Origin of the sequence: Kitasatospora sp. GAS1066B (assembly GCF_041262605.1) — a bacterium.
Lineage (GTDB): Bacteria > Actinomycetota > Actinomycetes > Streptomycetales > Streptomycetaceae > Kitasatospora.
In genome coordinates this window covers 1-19307 of the sequence record NZ_JBGCCO010000042.1, presented here as the reverse complement: position 1 = coordinate 19307, position 19307 = coordinate 1, and the positions used below count along the sequence as shown (strand labels likewise).

Sequence of the window (19307 nt, the reverse complement as noted above, 5' to 3'; positions counted from 1 at the left end):
ACCGTGCACTGCATCATGCCCAGCCGGAAGATCGATACCCGACGCGACGCATTGCCTTGCGGCACAAGGGAACTGACGATTTCTCACCGCTAGGTCAACTTGCCGGGCAGGACGGAAGGTGATAAGAAGGTCACCCTGCGCACTTGTTCGAGTAGGCTGCGCCCCGCTTGTCGCCCCGGCCCCGGTTCGCTTTCCCGGGCTCGGGCGACACCCTCGCGTGCGGCGCAGTCCACCCGCGCGCCAAGCCCCGCGATCACGCCCAACCGGACCCGGCCATCTCGCGCCATGCCGGTATGCCGCTTTCGCACGCCGATCTCGCACGGAGAGGCGACCTGCCATGACCTTGCAAACGCCCCAGCCCCCGCCCAGCGCCCTGCGGGCCGTACTGGCCGCACTGAGTTCGCCCGCCGCCCTGCGCCAGCCAGGGGCCGCCGCGCTGCGCAGCCCCACCGCCACGCTGTCGCCCTCCCATCCATTGGCGGTGCACCAACTGCCGCCCGGGACGACGACGGCACGGGCGCTGGTCGCCGCGCCGCGCACGGGTTGGCGGTTCCTGATCGAGCACGGCGGGGCGGTGGTCGCGGCGGCCGAGGTGGTGAAGTCGGCAGAAGGCCACAGCTTCGCGCACTTCGCGGCCGGTCCCTACCTGGACTCCACGGTGCAGGCGCTGGCCCAGGCCTGGCAGCTGGTACAGGCTCAGCGCACCAGCCACCAGGCCCGGCTGCTGTCGATGCCGGGGCACTACGCCACGGCGCTCTGGCTGCACGGCATCGACGCCACTCCGGACGACGATCTGCTGATCCCACTGGCCCCGGCACCACTCGGGGTCACCGCCCACCGCGCCTATCCGGCCGGAGAACTCCTCGCCCTGCTCGCCCGGCCCGCGACGGCCACCGCCGCCAGAGCGGTGGCAACGACGGGCGCTCCGCTCGCGGCGGTGCCCGCGTTCTAGCCCGCCCCTCAGGCCACCGACCCGGGCTACCAGCCCCATCCTGACGGACTATCTCGTAGCCACCCGGCCGAACCAGAGCCGGGTGGCCCGTTTGTGCGCCCAAATCCCGGGGAGCCATCTGAATGGGTGATCTCTGGCCCGTAGTTGTGGCGCATGTCACCAAACAGCTGCGGGACGGGCCCGGGATGCCGACACTGGGAACCAGCGTGGAAGGACCACCTGTCCTACCCACAGACGCGCCGGTTCACACCTGGGCCGGCCGGACAGGATCCGACCACCGTCAACGGTGTTCCGGAGCCGCCGGGTCCGCGAGGACTCGGGCCGGTACCGCTGCGGGGGGCGTGGATCGTGAGTGAAGCGAGGTACCAGGATGTGCCAGCACCGACCTGAGTGTCCGTCGGCCGAATCCGCCGACCGGGAGGCCGCCGTCCCGGTCGCCCGACACCCCGAGCAGGGCTGGAGCCTGCTCTGCAACGGGGTCCTGCTCTTCGAGGACACCGGCGAACTGCTGCCGGACGGCCGGGTGATCGCGCCGCACCGGGCGCTGCTGATCGCCGCCTGATCCCGGGACGGCCGGCCCGATCAGACGAAGTCCCCTGCGGCGACCGCCGCAGGGGACTTCGTCGTCCGCCCTGGGATCAGGCGTCGTACTCGTCCAGCGGCGGGCAGGAGCAGACCAGGTGACGGTCGCCGTAGGCGCCGTCGATCCGGCGCACCGGCGGCCAGTACTTGTCGGCCGGGTTCACGCCCGCCGGGAAGACCGCCTCGGTGCGCGAGTAGCCGTGCGCCCAGTCGCCGGCCAGCGTGGCGGCGGTGTGCGGAGCGTTGCGCAGCGGGTTGTCCTCGGCGGCCCAGTCACCCGAGCCGACCTTCTCGATCTCCGCCCGGATCTCGATCATCGCGGCGCAGAACCGGTCGATCTCGTGCAGGTCCTCGGACTCGGTCGGCTCGATCATCAGCGTGCCGGCCACCGGGAAGGACATGGTCGGGGCGTGGAAGCCGTAGTCGATCAGGCGCTTGGCGATGTCGTCCACGGTCACCCCCGTCTCCTTGGTGAGCGGGCGCAGGTCGATGATGCACTCGTGCGCGACCAGGCCGCCGGGGCCGGTGTAGAGCACCGGGAAGTGCGGGGCCAGCCGCTTGGCGATGTAGTTGGCGTTCAGCACGGCGACCTGGGTCGCGCGCTTGAGGCCCTCGCCGCCCATCAGGCGCACGTACGCCCAGGAGATCGGCAGGATCGCCGCCGAGCCCCACGGGGCGGCCGAGATCGGGCCGACACCGGTGGCCGGACCGGCCTCCGACTGCAGCGGGTGGTTGGGCAGGTACGGCGCCAGGTGCGCGCGCACCGCCACCGGGCCGACGCCCGGGCCGCCGCCGCCGTGCGGGATGCAGAAGGTCTTGTGCAGGTTCAGGTGCGAGACGTCCGCGCCGAACTTGCCCGGCTTGGCCAGGCCCACCAGCGCGTTCAGGTTGGCACCGTCCACGTAGACCTGGCCGCCGGCCTCGTGCACCAGGGCGCAGATGTCGGTGATCTGGGTCTCGAAGACGCCGTGGGTGGACGGGTAGGTGACCATCAGCACGGCGAGCTGCTCGCGGTGCTGCTCGATCTTGGCCTTCAGGTCCTCCACGTCCACGTCGCCGTCGGTCAGCGTCTTGACCACGACCACCCGCATGCCGGCCATCACGGCGGAGGCGGCGTTGGTGCCGTGCGCCGAGGCCGGGATCAGGCAGACCTCGCGCTGGGCGTCGCCGTTCGCGTGGTGGTAGGCGCGCACCGCCAGCAGACCGGCCAGCTCGCCCTGCGAACCGGCGTTCGGCTGGATCGAGACCGCGTCGTAGCCGGTGACCTCGACCAGCTGCTGCTCCAGCTGGCGGATCAGGGTCAGGTAGCCCTGGGCCTGCTCGATCGGGGCGAAGGGGTGCAGCTGGCCGAACTCCGGCCAGGTGACCGCCTCCATCTCGGTGGTGGCGTTGAGCTTCATGGTGCAGGAGCCGAGCGGGATCATGCCACGGTCCAGCGCGTAGTCCCGGTCCGAGAGGCGGCGCAGGTAGCGCAGCATCGCGGTCTCCGAGCGGTGGCTGTGGAAGACCGGGTGGGTGAGGTACTCGTCCTCGCGCAGCAGGCCGGCCGGCAGGGTCTCGGCGACCGCGTCCGCGTCGACACCCGCGACGCCGAAGGCGGCCCAGACCACGGCCAGGTGCTCACGGGTGGTGGTCTCGTCGCAGGAGATCGAGACGGTGTCGGCGTCCACCTGGTAGAGGTTGACGCCGGCCTCGCGGGCGGCGGCCAGCACGGCGGCGGCCCGGCCCGGGACCTTGGCGGTGACGGTGTCGAAGAAGGCCTCGTGGGCCAACTCCACGCCACCGGCGCGCAGACCCGCGGCCAGCGCGGCGGCGTAGCGGTGGGTGCGGCGGGCGATGTCGGCCAGACCGTCCGGCCCGTGGTACACGGCGTACATCGAGGCCATCACGGCGAGCAGCACCTGGGCGGTGCAGATGTTGCTGGTGGCCTTCTCGCGACGGATGTGCTGCTCGCGGGTCTGCAGGGCCAGGCGGTAGGCGCGGTGCCCGTCGGCGTCCACCGACACGCCGACCAGGCGGCCGGGCAGCGAGCGGGCGTACTCGGCGCGCACCGAGAGGTAACCGGCGTGCGGGCCGCCGAAGCCCATCGGCACGCCGAAGCGCTGCGAGGTACCGCAGGCGATGTCGGCGCCCAGCACGCCGGGCGACTTCAGCAGGGTGAGCGCCAGCAGGTCGGCGGCGACCGCGACGATCGCGCCGAGCTCGTGCGCCTGCTCGATCACGGCGGCCAGGTCGCGCACCGCGCCGGAGGCACCGGGGTACTGCAGCAGCACACCGAAGACGCCGCCCTCGGCGATCTCGGCCGGGATGCCCTCGGACAGGTCGGCGACCACCACCTCGACGCCGGTGGGCAGGGCCCGGGTCTCTATCACCGCGATGGTCTGGGGCAGCGTGTCGGCGTCGACCAGGAAGACGCCGCCCTTGACCTTGGTCACCCGGCGGGCCAGCGCCATCGCCTCGGCGGCGGCAGTGCCCTCGTCGAGCAGCGAGGAGCCGGAGGTGGGCAGCCCGGTCAGGTCCGAGACCAGGGTCTGGAAGTTGAGCAGCGCCTCCAGCCGGCCCTGCGAGATCTCCGGCTGGTACGGGGTGTAGGCGGTGTACCAGGCCGGGTTCTCCATGACGTTGCGCAGGATCACCGGCGGGGTGAAGGTGCCGTAGTAGCCCAGCCCGATCATCGGGGTGAGCACCTGGTTGCGGCCGGCCAGCTCGCGCAGCTCGGCGAGCACCTGGGCCTCGGTACGGCCGGCCGGCAGGTCCAGGCCGGTGATGCTGCGGATCGCCTCCGGGACGGCGGCGGCAGAGAGCTCGTCGAGCGACCCGTAGCCGACCTGCGCCAGCATCTTCTCCTGGGCGGCGGCGTCGGGGCCGATGTGCCGCGACTCGAAGGGGCTGGCCGCTTCGAGCTCGGCGAGGGTGGCAGCGCTGCGGGGACGACCGGTGGTCGGCTGGGCAGTCATGGTGGTCGAGGCCTCCTGGTCACGGACCGGCGGGGGCACGCACGCCGCAGGACTCGCCGCCGTGGGGAGCGGATGAGCCTGGACGGGCGAGCCCGACAGGCCTCCCCCTCTGTCATCGGGACCTGAGAGCTTCGCCCGCGCGGAGCTGACGCCCCGTCGGCTTGCACCGTCGGTGAGGGTGGCCCCCGCCGGCTCCCTGCCGGCGGCCCTGCCCTGCTTTCCAGAGTGACCTATCCCACACGGTACGGATGCCTGAGAGATTCCGGGGAGGGTTTGCTCCTTCGGCGCCTCACTCCCCTGCGCTTCCAAGGGTGAGGACTCTCCCGAGCGGGTTCGGCGGTCGCGCCCAGGGTACCAGCGCCGACCTGCGAAACAGCCGCTCAGGTGAGCGAATCCACTCCCCCAGATGGCGCAGTACGCGCACGGACGGCCGCGCTCGGCTCGCTGGCGTCCCCTTCGTGCCTTTTGGTGTGAATCGCAGGCAGTGACGAGCTGGAGGAAAGCGTGCAGACCGACATCGATCCCCGAGACCTGATCGGGCACAAGGCCGTCGACCGCAACGGCGACAAGATCGGCACGGTGGACGAGGTCTACCTCGACGACGCGACGGGTGAACCTGAGTGGGCCGCCGTGCGGACCGGAATCTTCGGGCGGGACGCCTTCGTCCCGCTGACCACGAGCGAGTTCTCCGGCGAGGAACTGCGCGTGCCCTACGACAAGTCGCTGATCAAGGAGTCCCCCGACTTCGGCGTCGGGCAGCACCTGTCCCCCGCCCAGGAGTTGCAGCTCTACCGCTACTACGGGATGGACTCGCCGGCCGGCGGTCGCCCCACCGAGCGCACCAATACCGCGACCGACCGCTCGCGCGGCTCGGCGGACCTGGACTTCGGCGTCGGCGCCGGCGCCCCGATGGCGGCCGCGGCGGCCACCGCCACCCGCCCCACCCCCGCGGGCCCCGCGCCCGCCACCCAGCTGGCCGGCCAGCCTTCGGCCCCAGCACCGGCCACCATCGGCCTGGACAAGCCCACCGAGCCGCAGCCCGCTCCTACCCCGCCCCCCACCCCGGACCCGGTGCACGCGGCAGCGAAGCACGGCGCGGCGCACACCCCGGAGAGCTCGCCGCCGCCCGGACCGATCGAGCTGACGCTGCGCGAGGAGCGGCTGGAGATCACCAACGAGTGGCATGTGCTGGGCACCGCCCGGCTGCGCAAGTACGTGGTGACCGAGCCGGTCGAGCGGCGGGTACAGGTGGTGCGCGAGCGGGTCCGCGTGGAGCGGGTGCCGGTCAGCGACGCGGAGCGGTCCACGCTCACCGCGCAGGAGATCGCCGAGGCGGTGGAAGAGGTGACGCTGCGCGAGGAGCGCCCTGCGGTGCGCAAGTACCTGGCGCCACTGGAGCGGGTGCGGATGGTGGTGGAGCGGTACACCGAGGAGAAGGTGATCCACGAGGAGCTGCGCCGCGAGCAGGTGGAGATCCACGACAGCACCGCCGCCGCGCCGGGCGCGAACCACGCCGCAGGCGGGCCCGCCCACCCGCAGATGTCCGCGGAGGCAACCGGTCGGCAGACCGGCTGAGCAGGCGACTACCGCACGGCCCGGACCCGCATCGGCGGGTCCGGGCCTTCGCGCGTACCAAAGCTTCAGCGCTAGATATTTGACATAGTGAAGCACTTTGGGCATGGTTACTTCAGTTCATTGACTATCGCTGGCTTGAAGCAGCTGCGAAGCCGTTCGAGCCCGTTCCTGAAGGAGCCACCGTGAGTGAGGCAGCCAAGCCCACCGCACCGGCCGTGAAACCGAGCAGTGCCCGCGTGCTGCCCGCCCTGGTTCTGGCGATGCTGGCCTACAGCGTTGTCCAGACCGCGGTCGTGCCGATCCTGCCCTCGCTGGCGCTGGAGTTTAAGGTCTCCACCTCCGACGTCACCTGGCTGATGACGGCCAACCTGCTGTCGGCCGCCGTGCTGACCCCGCTGCTCGGCCGGTTCGGCGACCTGCGCGGCCGCAAGCCGGTGCTGCTGATCTCGCTGGCCGGCCTGGTGCTCGGCTCCGGGCTCGCGGTGTCCACCCACTCCTTCACCCTGCTGATCATCGCCCGGGTGCTGCAGGGCGCGGGTGGTGGCGTGCTGCCGCTGGCGATCAGCATCGTCCGGGACGAGCTGCCGCGTGAGAAGGTCACCGGCGGCGTCGCGGCGATCAGCGCCTCGATGGGCGTCGGCAGCGGCCTGGGCCTGGTGGCCACCGGTCTGCTGCTGGAGCACTGGGACTACAAGTCGATCTTCTGGATGGGCCTGGTCTTCGGCCTGATCGCGGTCGCCCTGGTGGTGCTGCGGGTCCCGAACGACCCGGTGGTGGACCGCAACGGCGGCGCCGACCCGCTGGGCGCCATCACCTTGGCCGGCTGGCTCTCCGCGCTGCTGATCGCGGTCAGCCGCGGCAACGACTGGGGCTGGACCTCCAACAAGACGCTGGGCCTGTTCGCCGTCGCCGCCGTGGTCGCGCTGATCTGGGGCGTCATCGAGGTCAAGGTCAAGCACCCGCTGGTCGACATGAAGATGATGGCCCGCCCGGCCGTCGCCTTCACCAACATCTCCGGCCTGCTGATCGGCTTCGGGATGTACGGCTCCTTCCTGGTGATCAGCAACTTCACCCAGACCCCCGAGAAGCTCGCGCACTACGGCTTCACCGCCAGCGTGCTGCACGCCGGTGTGCTGCTGCTGCCCTCCGCGGCCGGCTCGATGGTCGCCGCGCCGCTCGGCGCGATGCTGATCGCGCGCCGCGGCCCGCGCCTGCCGCTGGTCCTCGGCGGCCTGTTCGGCGGCGTCGCGATGGTCTACCTGGCGCTGCGCCACAGCGCCGAGGGCGACATCTACTTCGCGGCCGCGCTCTTCGGCCTCGGCGTCGGCATGGCCTACGCGGCGATGCCCGCCTTCATCAACGGCGCCGTGCCGGCCGAGCAGAGCGGCATCGCCAACGGCATGAACGCCGTGCTGCGCACCGTCGGTGGCGCGATCGGCACCGCCGTGCTGGGTGCGACCCTGACCGGGTCCACCATGAAGTTCCCGTTCCCGCTGCCGGTGCAGATCCCGACCCTGGACGCGTACAAGCACGCCTACTGGATCACCGCCGTGATCTGCCTGGTGGCCGCGGTCGTCCCGTTCGCGATCCGGACCGCCCACCGCTCCACCCCGGTGGCCCAGGCCGCGGCGCTGGACGACGCGCCGCAGCCCGCCAAGACCGGCGCCTGACGAGGCGCCCACAGCCGACGCCGACCAGGGATCGGCGGCGTCGGCCGCACGGATCGCCCCGCCCGACTTCTCGGGCGGGGCGATCCGCGTTTTCGCCCGCGCTACCACCCGAGCCGCTACGGGCCACCCGGCGGATGCAGCGGCAGCGGGTCGGAGGCCGTCAGCGCCGGGTCGGCCACGGCGAAGGTCCGCACCCGGCCGGGTGCCGAGTCCGGCGTCTCGAAGCGCACCGTCACCCGGCCCACGCCACTGCCCTGCACCCAGCCGGGGCCGAACTCCTGGTGCGTCACGTCCTGGCCGGGCAGCCAGATGCGCGGGCGGGGCGCCTGGTCGGCCGAGGCGGTGGGGGGCGACGACGGCTGCTCCGGCGGATCCCCATCGCCCGGCGCCGGCGCCGCATCCGCGCCGGCCGCCGCCGCTTCGACAGCGGCCTCAGCCTCGGCCTCGGCCTCAGCCGCTGCCTGGGCGAAGAGGTCCTCCTGGGTGTACTCGGCGAGTTGGGAGACGCCGACCCCGAGCAGCCGGATCCCGCCGGTCAGATTGACCTGGGCGGCCAGCCGCCGGGCGGTGGCGGCGATCACCCGCTCGTCGTCGGTCGGGCCGCGCAGCGTCTCGGAGCGGGTCAGCGTGCTGAAGTCGAACCGGCGCACCTTGATCACCACGGTGCGCCCCGACCGCCCGGCCGCCTGGAGCCGGCGCACGCAGCGGGCGGCGAGCACGTCCAGCTCGTGCAGCACCTGGTCGCGGTCGGCCAGGTCGACCTCGTAGGTGTCCTCGACCGAGACGGACTTGGTGTCCCGGTCCGGGACGACCGCACGCTCGTCCAGACCACGCGCCATGAACCACACCCCGGCCCCGTGGGCCTTGCCGAGCAGGCGCACCAGCTCCTCCTCGGACTGGTCGGCCACCTCGGCCACGGTCAGCAGCCCGGACCGGCGCAGCGCCTGCTCGGTGGCCGGGCCCACCCCCGGCAGCGCCCGGACCGACATCGGGCCGAGCACCGTCCGCTCCTGCCCCGGGGTCACCAGCACCAGGCCGTCCGGCTTGGCCTGCTCGGAGGCGATCTTGGCCATCAGCTTCGAGCTCGCCGCCCCGATCGAGGCGGTCAGGCCGGTGCGCGCCTGGATGTCGGCCCGCAGGTCCTGGGCGATCGCCTCGATCAGCTCCGCGCCCTCGCCCGGCGACGCCGCCGCCAGCGCGGCGCCGTAGGGGCCGGCCAGCAGATCGACATAGGCCTCGTCCACGCTGAGCTGCTCGACCAGCGGCGACAGCTCCCGCATCATCGCCATCACCTGCTCGCTGACGTCGCGGTAGGCGACGAACCTCGGCCACAGGTAGGCGCCGTTCGGGCAGAGCCGGCGCGCCACCGCGGTGGCCATCGCCGACCGCACCCCGAAGACCCGCGCCTCGTAGGAGGCGGTGGAGACGACGCCGCGGCCGCCGAGCCCGCCCACGATCACCGGCTTGCCGCGCAGGCTCGGCTTGGCCGCCTGCTCCACCGAGGCGAAGAAGGCGTCCATGTCGAGGTGGAGGATGCTCGGCAGGGTCCGCACACGACGATCATCGCGCACGGGTCTGACAGAACCGGGCCCGACAGGACCAGGTCAGCTGGGGCCCTGCGCGGCGTTCGCCAGCGCTCGTGCCACGCCCTGGTCCTTGGGCCCGAGCAGGGTCGGACTCGGCTGGAAGAGCGCGCTCAGCAGAGCCTTCTCGGCCCCGGGTATCTCGCGCACGGTGCCGTGGTACCAGGTGGAGTCGCGTGGCTCGGGCACCCCGACCGCGTAGGAGTCGATCCCGGCCGCCTCGCAGAGCGCGAGCGCCCGCCGTACGTGGTAGTCCTGGCTGACCAGCACCGCGTGGTCGACGCCGAAGATCTGCTTGGCCCGCGCACAGGAGTCCCAGGTGTCGAACCCCGCGTAGTCGCGCACCACCCGCACCGCCGGCACCCCGTGCGCCACCAGGTAGTCGTACATCGCGCCCGGCTCGTTGTAGCCGGTCCTGCTGTTGTCGCCGGTGACCAGGATCGCCCGCACCTTGTGCGACCGGTAGAGGTCCAGCGCCGCGTCCAGCCGGTGCGCCAGGTACGGCGAGGGCACGTCGTCCACCTCGGCGGCGCCGAAGACCACCGCGACCGGCTCGCCGGGCACGTCGGCCAGGCTGCGGATCCGCGAGCTCTCCGCGCAGAACAGCCAGGCGCTCGGCACCAGCGCGATCACGCTGAGCAGCAGCACGCCCTGGAACGCCCGTCGCTGCCGCCGCCGCCCGCGCAGCAGTCCACCCGCTCGGCGCGGCAGCCCGCCCAGTCGCCGCAACCCGCTCACCCGCATGACCTCGTCCCCCGGTTCCGCCCGCCATGATCCATCATCAGGGCGGACGACATGACGGGCCCGGGCGGTTCCCCGCCCGGGCCCGCTCGACGGATCGTCAGACCGCCCGGTTGCGCCGCTGCGCCAGCTCGTCGCCCGGGTCGTGGCCGACCAGGGTCTCCCCCGTGTCGGTCCGCTCGGCGTGCAGCCGGGAGAGGGTGGTCTCCAGCTCCTGGGCGACCGCGCCGACCGCGATCCCGAACATCCCCTGACCGCCCTTCAGCAGGTCGACCACCTGCTGCGGCGAGGTGCACTCGTAGACCGTCGCCCCGTCACTCATCAGGGTCAGCCCGGCCAGATCGGCCAGCTGGGCGGACTGCAGGTGGGTGACGGCCACTCGGATGTTCTGCAGCGAGACCCCGGCGTCCAGCAGCCGCTTGACGATCTTCAGGATCAGGATGTCGTGGAAGCTGTAGAGCCGCTGGGCCCCCGCCGGACAGGTGGTCCGCACGCTCGGCTCCAGCAGGCCGGTGCGGGCCCAGTAGTCGAGTTGCCGGTAGGTGATCCCGGCGGCGGCGCAGGCCGTCGGGCCGCGGTAGGCCAGCAACTCCGAAGCCGGCGTGATCCGCTCGACGGCCGGCTGACCCGGCTGGACGGCCGGGAAACGACCGACCCGGGGCAGTTCGGCGACCGCCTCCACGCCGACGGTCTCCCAGGAGCGGCCGATCGTCGTCCGGTTGCCACGGGGCAGGTGGAGGGCGCACGGGCCTCCCACGGCCGCCTCATCGCCGCTGCTGCTCATGCCAACCTCCGTCCACTCGTGCGCCGGGCGCCCGGATCGGGTCATCCCGGCGACCACCCCTGACGGTAGGCAGTCGTCCAAGACGCGTCAACGATCGCCACGCCGGGCCGCCGAAACAACATCACTCCACCGAGTGGTTTCGCGTGCCCCTAGTGTGGGTAGGACGGCCGATCTTGGCAAAACGCCGATCGAATCCGGCTCGACCGGACCGATCGCGGGGCGCCGCTACTGCGCGCTGCCGCCGAAGTCCTCGGGCGACACCTGGTCGAGGAACTCGCGGAACTTCTCGACCTCGTCCTCCTGCTCGTCCGGGATCGCGATGCCCGCCTCGGCGAGCACCTCCTCGGCCCCGTAGATCGGCGTGCCGGTACGCAGTGCCAGCGCTATCGCGTCGGAGGGACGCGCGCTCACCTCGACGCCGCCGGTGAAGACCAGCTCGGCGTAGAAGACCCCTTCGCGCAGATCGGTGATCCGCACCTCGGTGAGCTGCTGGCCCAGCGCCTCCAGCACATCCTTGAAGAGGTCGTGCGTCAGCGGCCGGACCGGGGTCATGCCCTGCTGGGCGAAGGCGATCGCGGTCGCCTCGCCTGGGCCGATCCAAATCGGCAGGTACCGATCACCCCCCACTTCGCGTAGCAGGACGATCGGCTGGTTGGAGGGCATCTCCACCCGGACACCCACGACGTCGAGCTCATTCACAAGGCAACCCTATGGCCCCTCCGTGAGATATGAAAGCGCGGCCCGGTCCGGGCGCTACGAATGGCCACGCAGGCCGGCCTGGACCATGGTCGCGTGCAGCCGCACGGAGAGGGTCGCCAACTCGCGGGCGGTGGCCTCGGCGTGCGCCCTGGTCTGCGGGTTGCGGTGCCGGCGCAGCGGGGCGACCACCTGATCCACCAGCGCGATCTCGCGCTCGGCGGCGGCCTTCACCTGGCGCAGGTGGCGGGGTTCCAGGCCGAACCGGCCAAGCTCGGCCACCAGCCTGGCGATCTGCAGGGTGTCGGCGTCGTAGCCGCCGTCCGGCCCCGGCACGACCAGCCCGTAGGACTCCCACTCGGTCAGGTCCCGCTCCTCGGCACCGGCGGCGGCCAGCAACTCGGCCCGGCCCAGGCGCACCGTGGGCCCCTGGTTGGCCGCGGCGCCCAGCTCCCGGTCCGCCTCGTCCAGCGGCCCGGGGCGGGCATCCGCGGTGGGCAGGGCCGGCGGCTGCTCGCCGCGCTCGATGGCGTCCAGGTGCTCGCGGATCACCCGCAGCGGCAGGTAGTGGTCGCGCTGCATCCGCAGCACGTAGGCCAGTCGCTCGACGTCGGCCGGACCGAACTTGCGGTAGCCCGAGGGCGTGCGCTGCGGCTCGATCAGCCCCTCCGCCTCCAGGAAGCGGATCTTGGAGATGGTGACTTCGGGGAAGTCGTCACGCAGGAAGGCGAGCACCGCGCCGATGCTCAGCAGCTCGCCCCCGCGCCGCTCGGCGGCCCGGGGCACCGGGCCGCCGTGGCGGCGCTGGTTGGTCACGGTTGTCACGGTCTGATTCGAGGTCATGCGCACTCTCCTGCTGCCGTCGTGCTGCGAACCCCCACCTGTCCGTGCCCCGGCACCGCCCGGCGCGGTCCTCCGCCGCGGTCGTCAGTACCGCTGCGGTCCGGCGAAGAAGACCAGTCGGTACTTGCCGATCTGCACCTCGTCACCGTTGTTCAGACCGACCTCGTCGATCCGCTCGCGGTTGACGTACGTCCCGTTCAAGCTGCCGACGTCCGCGACGGTGAACCCGCCCGGGCGACGGCGGAACTCCACGTGCCGGCGCGAGACGGTGACATCGTCGAGGAAGATGTCACCCTGCGGGTGCCGACCGGCCGTGGTGATGTCCGCGTCCAGCAGGAAGCGGCTGCCCGAGTTCGGACCGCGCTGCACGATCAGCAGGGCCGAGCCCGGCGGCAGTGCGTCGATCGCGGCCAGTACCTCGGCCGACAGCGCCGGGGTGGCGCCGGTCCCGGTGGCGGTGGGGTCGTAGGACTCCAGGCCGGAGATCGAGATGGTCGAGGTGGTCTCGGCCGGCATCTCCGGCGCGCCGCCGCGCAGCGGGCTCCCGCAGTTGTTGCAGAACCGGGCGGTGGCCGGGTTCTGGGTGCCGCACCGAGGGCAGACGATCGGGCCGGTCATGTTCGCAGCCTCCTGGCGCGGCACTCCCCCTGGGACGTGCCCGGCGTAGGGATCCGGGGCAAACCCTCCACCAGAGGTTGAGGGTGCTGACGGGAAACCTATGCGCGGCGCGCCCGAGGAATCAACCGACGCGCCGTAGCCCGCGTCACGGAACAGCGGCCGCTCGCCGGCCGGCTGGTAGCCGTCCTGCGGGGCGCCCCGCATCCCGGGGACCTGGCCCGGCTCCTCGTCCTCGCGCCGGTGACGCGCGGTGGGCATCTCCACGGCGGCGCTACGGCGGTTGGAACGGCCGAACAACTTCGAGAACAGACTCACGGGCGAATCCCCTTGCGTGAAACAGACCCGCCCGCGGGGCAGGGTGAGAACCTCGGACAGGCTGCGAGCCCGGCATCGGACCGGGGCTGCGAGAGTGGTAACGAACAGTGTGGCCGACGGTGTTCCGGTGGTCTGCACCGGGGGCCGTTCACAAGCGCAGGTGAGGGGTGGTGGAGCCGACGGAGCGTCAGCGCAGAACCCTGGCAGGGCGGCGGGCGGCGCCTCACTGCGCCGCCGGCTTGGCGAACTGCGCGGATCCGGGTCCGACCAGCGCGTCCACCGTGACCTTCTGCTGCTCCGAGATGTTGGTGCCCACCTGCTCCTTCTCCAAGGTACGGACGATGCCACCCGGAATGTTCAGGGCCGGCGTCAGGTCCTGCGGGTCGCCGATCACCGTGAAGCGGTACGGCTGCGAGACCTTCGTCCCGTCGATCGACACGCCGCCCGAGGACAGGTCGGTGAAGTAGGTGTGCGCCACCACTCGGACATCGTTGATCTGAATCGCCTCCGCCCCCGCCGCTCGGAGTTCCTGCAGGGTGTCCAGCAGCATATCGGCCTTGACCTGCCCTTGGGGGTCATCGACGGTCAGCACGATGCCGGGACCGCTCGCCTTGACCGTGCCGGCCAGCACGCCGAGCTCCAGCGCCTTCTGCTGAGTCTGCTCCTGGGCCTCCTTTGCCTGGTTCGAGCTGTTCTCCAACTGGGTCAGCGACTGGTCGAGTTGGCTCTTCTCCTGCTGCAGGCGCTGCTGGCGGCTGTCCAGCTCGTCGAGGATCCGCACCAGGTCCTCCTGGCGGGCGCCACGGAGCGCGCTGTGGTCGTTCGTGCTGCGCACCTGGATCGCCAGGCCCAGGCCGAGCGCGAAGAGCAGCAGCGCCACCACCAGCTGCCCGCGGGACAGCCGGGGCGGCCAGACCGCCTTGCGCAGCCGTCCACGGCCGTCCAGCGGCGCTGTGGGCTGCTGGGGTTGCGGGGGCTGCTGTGGCTCCGCCGACGGCTCAGGGGCGGCCTGCTCCTGCTCCTGTTCCGTCGGCGCATCGTCCTCGCCGGGCGCATCGTGCTCGTCGGGCACGTCGTGCTCGTCGTGCTCGTCGGGCACGTCGGGCACGTCGGGCTGCTGCGGCTCGTCCGGCTCGCGCGCCTCGTCCTCGGCTTCCGTCGCCACGCCAGGCACCCGTCTCAGGCCCGGAACACGTGGCGCCGGATGGCGGCCGCGTTGGAGAAGATCCGGATACCCAGCACCACGACCACACCGGTGGACAGCTGCGAGCCCACGCCCAGCTGGTCCCCGAGGAAGACGATCAACGCCGCCACCACCACGTTGGAGAGGAAGGAGACCACGAAGACCTTGTCGTCGAAGATCCCGTCGAGCATCGCCCGCACGCCGCCGAAGACGGCGTCCAGCGCGGCCACCACGGCGATCGGCAGGTACGGCACGACGCTCGCCGGCACCGACGGCTGCACGAACAGCCCGACGACGACCCCGGCTACCAGGCCCAGTACGGCGATCACTGCTTGGCTGCTCCTGTCGTGGAGGGTGAAGGTGCAATGGTGGATCCGGCGGCGCTCGGCGTCCCGGAGTCCGGGGTCGCGAGGCGCAGCGTGAAGCCCACCGCGGCCGGCAGGTCCAGCGAGCGCTGCGCGGTGGCGGTCGACTTGATCCCGTAGCTCTCCTCCAGGATCCGCAGGTACTGACCCCCGCTGCTGTCCTGGAAGGCGCCGGGCAACCGCTTCTCGTCCCCGACCGCCAGCACCGTGTACGGCGGCACCAGCGGCCGGTTGTCGACCAGGATCGCGTCGCCGGCCGCCCGGATCGCGGAGAGCGAGGTGAGCCGCTGCCCGTTCACCGCCACCGCCTCGGCCCCGGACTCCCAGAGCCCGTTGACGATCAGCTGGAGATCGTGGTCGTGCAGGCGTCCGCCGCTGAAGTCGTCCGCCGTGCGCGGGTCGATCCCGCCGCCGGAGTCGGTCCCGGTCGCGTCGTCCAGCACCAGTTTGAGGCCGGGACCGTGCACCGCACCGGTGCCCACCGCGGCCGCCAGGTCGGTCAGCGCCAGGTCGCCGCCGCTCTCCTTCAGGGCACGCCGCTGCTCCTGGTCGACCTGGGTGCGGGCGGCCTCGACCTGCTGCTGCAGCTTGTCGGCGGCTGCGGTCCCAGCGGTGACCTTCTGCACCAGCGCGTCGTGCTGTCTCGCCAGCGCCGGCTCGTCGTCGTGCGCGGTGACTCCACTGACCGTCACCACCACGGCCGCCAGCGCCAGCCCGAGGGCGAGCAGCAGCCGCCCCCGGGTGGTGGTCGGCAGGCGACGCTTGCCGACCTCGCCGCGGGCCCGCGCGGCAGCGGCGTAGCCCTCGTCCAGGCTCTGGTCCATCACGGTGGTCAGCAGCCTCATCGAGGCATCGGGACGGGCGAACCGCCCGCTCCCTCGCACCGGTGGCCGCGTCGCTGACATGCGGGACATCGTCCCATGACGCCGCGGCCGCCGACGACCAGCCCCCGAACCGGGGCCGGCCGCCGGCGGCCGCACGCTCAACGGCGCGTCCCCGCCGCGCGGTTGGTCACCGTCCGGCGCTGTCCACCACGGCCGCCCACTCGTCCAGCAGCGCCTGGGTGGCCGCATCGTCCGGACCCTCGGCCCACAGGTGGGTCACCGCCTCCGCCGGGTCCGGCAGCACCAGGGTCCACCGGCCGTCCGGCTCTACCACCCTGACGCCGTCAGTGGTGTCCAGTCGCCGGTTGCCGGCCGCCTCCACCACCGAGCGCATCACCATGCCCTTGGCCGCCCAGGGGGTGGCGATGTCCCGACGCTGCATGTGGGCCTGCGGGATCCGCGCGTCGATCTGGCTGAGCGTCAGCTGAGTGCGGGCCACCAGGCCGACCAGCCGGACGAAGGCCGCCGCCCCGTCCATCACGCCGCTGAACTCGGGGACCACGAAGCCGCCCCGGCCGTCCCCGCCGAAGATGGTGCCGTCGGCGGCGGCCGCCTTGGCCAGGTCGTCCGGCGAGGTGGAGGTCCAGATGACCTGGGTGCCGTGGTAGGCCGCCACCTGCTCGGCGATCCGGGTGGTGGTCACCGGCAGTGCCACCTGCCCGCTACGGCGCTCGGCGGCCACCAGGTCCAGCAGCACCAGCAACGCCCGGTCGTCCTCGATCACCCGGCCCAGCTCGTCCACGAAGGAGACCCGCTCGCCGACCGGGTCGAACCGCACCCCGAAGGCCGCCCGCGAGGAGGCGACCAGGGCCCCGAGCCGGGCCAGGCCGGCCCGCCGCGACTCGACGTCCTCGGTGGGCCTGGCCTCGTCCAGACCGCCGCTGACGGTCAGTGCCTCCACCCCGAGCCGGCCCAGGATGCTGGGCAGCACCAACCCGGCGCTGCCGTGCGCGGTGTCCACCACCACCTTGAGCCCGGCCTCCCGGACCCCGGTGGTGTCGATCGCCCGCAGCAGGTTGCCCGCGTAGGCGTCGAAGACGCTGGACGGGAAGGTCAGATCCCCGATCTCACCCGGGAACGCCCGGCGGTATTCCTGGCGGGAGTAGACCCGGTCCAGCTTGCGCTGGCCCGCCTGGGAGAGGTCGGCACCGCGCTCGTCGAAGAAGAGGATGTCCAGCGAGTCCGGCACGCCCGGTGTGGTCCGCAGGAAGATGCCGCCCGCGCTGCCCCGCGCGGTGTGCTGACGGGCCACCGGCAGCGGCACGTTCTCCAGGTCGCGCACGTCGATGGCGCTGGTCTGCAGCGCCGAGATCATCGCCCGTTTGAGCGCACGGGCACCACGCGAGTGGTCACGCGCGATGGTGACGGTGGCGCCCTTCTTCAACGTCGTCGCGTACGCCCCCGCCAGCCGCACAGCCAGCTCCGGGGTGATCTCGACGTTGAGGATCCCCGAGACGCCGCGCGCGCCGAACAGGTGCTCCGGGCCGCGCGACTCCCAGATCACCGAGGTGTTGACGAAAGCGCCGGCCTCGATCGTCTTGAACGGGTAGACCCGCACCCCGCCGGCGATGATCGACTCCTCGCCGATCAGGCACTCGTCACCGATGACCGCGCCGTCCTCGATCCGGGCCGCGCGCATCACGTCGGTGTTCTTGCCGACCACGCAACCGCGCAGGTTGGTCTGCGGCCCCACGTAGACGTTGTCGTGCACCACGGCCTTGTGCAGGAACGCGCCGCGCTTGACGACCACGTTGCTGCCGAGCACCGTGTGCTCGCGCAGCTCCACGCCCGCCTCCACCTTGGCGTAGTCGCCGATGTAGAGCGGACCCCTCAGGATCGCCTCCGGGTCGACCTCCGCCCCCTCCGCGACCCAGACGCCCGGCGAGATCTCGAAGCCGTCCAGCTCGACTTCGACCTTGCCCTCCAGGACATCGGCCTGAGCCTTCTGGTAGCTCTCGTGGGTGCCGACGTCCTCCCAGTAGCCCTCGGCGACGTAACCGAAGACCGGCTTGCCCTCCTTGAGCAGTTGCGGGAACACATCGCTCGACCAGTCGACCGACTGCCCGGCCGCGACGTAGTCGAAGACCTCGGGCTCCATCACGTAGATCCCGGTGTTCACCGTGTCCGAGAAGACCTGGCCCCAGGTGGGCTTCTCCAGGAACCGCTCCACCCGGCCGTCGTCGTCGACGATCGTGATACCGAATTCCAGCGGGTCCGGGACCCGGGTCAGACAGACCGTCACCAACGCGCCCTTGCGCCGGTGAAAGGCGATCAGCTCGGACAGGTCGAAATCGGTGAGCGCATCTCCGGAAATAACGAGAAAGGAGTCGTCACGCAGCGCGTCCTCGGCGTTCTTGACGCTGCCGGCGGTGCCGAGCGGAACCTCCTCGTTCGCATAGGTGAGGTTCATACCGAGTTCTTCACCATCACCGAAGTAGTTCTTCACCAGCGAGGCGAGGAACTGCACGGTGACCACAGTATCGGTGAGGCCGTGCCGCTTGAGCAGCCGCAGCACGTGCTCCATGATCGGGCGGTTGGCCACCGGCAGAAGCGGCTTCGGCATGCTTGAAGTCATCGGGCGGAGACGAGTTCCCTCGCCTCCTGCCATCACAACGGCTTTCATTGCGGGTGCGTCCTCCTTCTCGGCAATGGACTCCACGTCCATCAAACCGTTCCAGGAGTCCTCTACCCGGCAGAAAAGTTCCGACGCGCGGACAGACGAGTCATCTGCGCCACGATTACGCCCTGTCAGCCCGCGACGGCGGCCTCGGCCTTCACGATCCGCCGGGCCTGCACGGCGTAGAGGATGCCGGCCCACCAGTACAGGACGGTGCCCCACCAGATGAAGGCCCAGCTGACAGCCTCGGCAGTGCGGTGGATCCAGCCATCGCCGAGTCCCAGCAGCAGAAGCGGAAAGGCGTACATCAGATTGAAGGTGGCCGCTTTGCCCAGAAAACTGACCTGCAGCGGACCGTAGCCGTGCCGGTTGAGAATCGGTAGAAGCGAGGCGATGAAGAGCTCCCGCGCCAGCAAGATCGCGGTCACCCACCACGGCAAGATCTCACGCCACGTCAGCCCGAGCAGGGTGGAGAGCACATAGAGCCGGTCGGCCAGCGGATCCAGGATCTGCCCCAGCCGGCTGATCTGACCCCACCGGCGGGCCAGCTTCCCGTCGAGGTAGTCGCTGACCCCGCTGAGCAGCAGGATGAGCAACGCCCACCCGTCGTTGTTCGGCCCGTCGAACTTCGGCCAGAGAATAAGCCAGAGGAAGACCGGGACCCCGACCAGCCGCGCCATGCTGAGCAGGTTGGGAATGGTGAGGACGCGGTCGGTCTGGACGCGCGTCTCCTGGACCTCCACCCGGGGGCCTCCTGTCCTGATGATGAGCTGTGCGGGCTCGACTTTACCCGGCCCCACCCCGGAACGCGAAGAAGCCCCCACTGGAACCCAGTGGGGGCTTCTTCAGAAGAATTGTTCGGCGGCGTCCTACTCTCCCACAGGGTCCCCCCTGCAGTACCATCGGCGCTATGAGGCTTAGCTTCCGGGTTCGGAATGTAAC

The 19307-nt window shown here is 71.5% G+C and carries 16 protein-coding genes, 1 rRNA gene and 1 riboswitch; of the genes, 4 read left to right on the top strand and 13 right to left on the bottom strand.

Annotation, left to right across the window (positions count from 1 at the left end):
* Positions 1–337 precede the first annotated feature (337 nt).
* On the top strand, positions 338–952 hold the full coding sequence (locus ABH937_RS33505) for a hypothetical protein (RefSeq protein ID WP_370220419.1): 615 nt from the start codon (positions 338–340) through the stop codon (positions 950–952).
* Between the two features lie 370 nt (positions 953–1322).
* Positions 1323–1514, top strand: a complete 192-nt coding sequence (locus tag ABH937_RS33500) for a DUF5999 family protein (RefSeq protein ID WP_280693131.1) — start codon at positions 1323–1325, stop codon at positions 1512–1514.
* 76 nt (positions 1515–1590) lie between these two features.
* Here ABH937_RS33500 and gcvP read toward each other — a convergent pair whose 3' ends face one another.
* Positions 1591–4491: an aminomethyl-transferring glycine dehydrogenase gene (gene gcvP / locus ABH937_RS33495; RefSeq protein ID WP_370220418.1), complete on the bottom strand. Its 2901-nt coding sequence runs from the start codon at positions 4489–4491 to the stop codon at positions 1591–1593.
* A 230-nt stretch (positions 4492–4721) separates the two neighbouring features.
* Positions 4722–4827, bottom strand: a riboswitch (glycine riboswitch).
* Between the two features lie 168 nt (positions 4828–4995).
* On the opposite strand from gcvP, the gene ABH937_RS33490 reads away from it, so the two are divergent.
* Positions 4996–6066 (top strand): PRC and DUF2382 domain-containing protein, encoded by a 1071-nt coding sequence (locus tag ABH937_RS33490; RefSeq protein WP_280693129.1) that lies wholly within the window; start codon positions 4996–4998, stop codon positions 6064–6066.
* 182 nt (positions 6067–6248) lie between these two features.
* Positions 6249–7736 (top strand): MFS transporter, encoded by a 1488-nt coding sequence (locus ABH937_RS33485; protein WP_280693128.1) that lies wholly within the window; start codon positions 6249–6251, stop codon positions 7734–7736.
* A gap of 116 nt (positions 7737–7852) precedes the next feature.
* On the opposite strand, the gene ABH937_RS33480 is transcribed toward ABH937_RS33485, so the two are convergent.
* The 12 genes from ABH937_RS33480 to rrf form a co-directional block, all read right to left on the bottom strand.
* Positions 7853–9289, bottom strand: coding sequence for a DNA polymerase IV (locus ABH937_RS33480; protein WP_370220417.1), 1437 nt, complete (start codon positions 9287–9289; stop codon positions 7853–7855).
* 51 nt (positions 9290–9340) lie between these two features.
* The gene (locus ABH937_RS33475; RefSeq protein WP_280693126.1) at positions 9341–10063 is read right to left on the bottom strand and encodes a vancomycin high temperature exclusion protein; all 723 of its coding nucleotides are present in this window, start codon (positions 10061–10063) and stop codon (positions 9341–9343) included.
* A gap of 97 nt (positions 10064–10160) precedes the next feature.
* A complete protein-coding gene (locus ABH937_RS33470; RefSeq protein ID WP_280693125.1) occupies positions 10161–10844 on the bottom strand; it encodes a MerR family transcriptional regulator in 684 nt (227 codons plus the stop codon).
* Positions 10845–11069: 225 nt separating this feature from the next.
* Positions 11070–11543, bottom strand: a complete 474-nt coding sequence (locus ABH937_RS33465; protein WP_184934015.1) for a bifunctional nuclease family protein — start codon at positions 11541–11543, stop codon at positions 11070–11072.
* 54 nt (positions 11544–11597) lie between these two features.
* Entirely contained in the window at positions 11598–12383 is a 786-nt protein-coding gene (locus ABH937_RS33460; protein WP_370146659.1) for a MerR family transcriptional regulator, read from the bottom strand.
* 84 nt (positions 12384–12467) lie between these two features.
* Complete coding sequence (locus ABH937_RS33455) at positions 12468–13001, bottom strand: FHA domain-containing protein (protein ID WP_370146660.1); 534 nt, start codon at positions 12999–13001, stop codon at positions 12468–12470.
* A 538-nt stretch (positions 13002–13539) separates the two neighbouring features.
* A complete protein-coding gene (locus tag ABH937_RS33450) occupies positions 13540–14415 on the bottom strand; it encodes a DUF881 domain-containing protein (protein ID WP_370220447.1) in 876 nt (291 codons plus the stop codon).
* An 80-nt stretch (positions 14416–14495) separates the two neighbouring features.
* Entirely contained in the window at positions 14496–14828 is a 333-nt protein-coding gene (locus ABH937_RS33445; protein ID WP_370220416.1) for a small basic family protein, read from the bottom strand.
* Positions 14825–15709: a DUF881 domain-containing protein gene (locus ABH937_RS33440; RefSeq protein WP_348533699.1), complete on the bottom strand. Its 885-nt coding sequence runs from the start codon at positions 15707–15709 to the stop codon at positions 14825–14827. The genes ABH937_RS33445 and ABH937_RS33440 overlap by 4 nt, the downstream gene beginning before the upstream one ends.
* Positions 15710–15875: 166 nt before the next feature.
* Positions 15876–18371, bottom strand: coding sequence for a sugar phosphate nucleotidyltransferase (locus ABH937_RS33435; protein ID WP_280693240.1), 2496 nt, complete (start codon positions 18369–18371; stop codon positions 15876–15878).
* A gap of 125 nt (positions 18372–18496) precedes the next feature.
* Positions 18497–19108, bottom strand: coding sequence for a CDP-diacylglycerol--glycerol-3-phosphate 3-phosphatidyltransferase (pgsA, locus tag ABH937_RS33430; protein WP_370220415.1), 612 nt, complete (start codon positions 19106–19108; stop codon positions 18497–18499).
* Positions 19109–19221: 113 nt separating this feature from the next.
* A 5S ribosomal RNA gene (gene rrf / locus ABH937_RS33425) occupies positions 19222–19307 on the bottom strand; the annotation flags it as partial.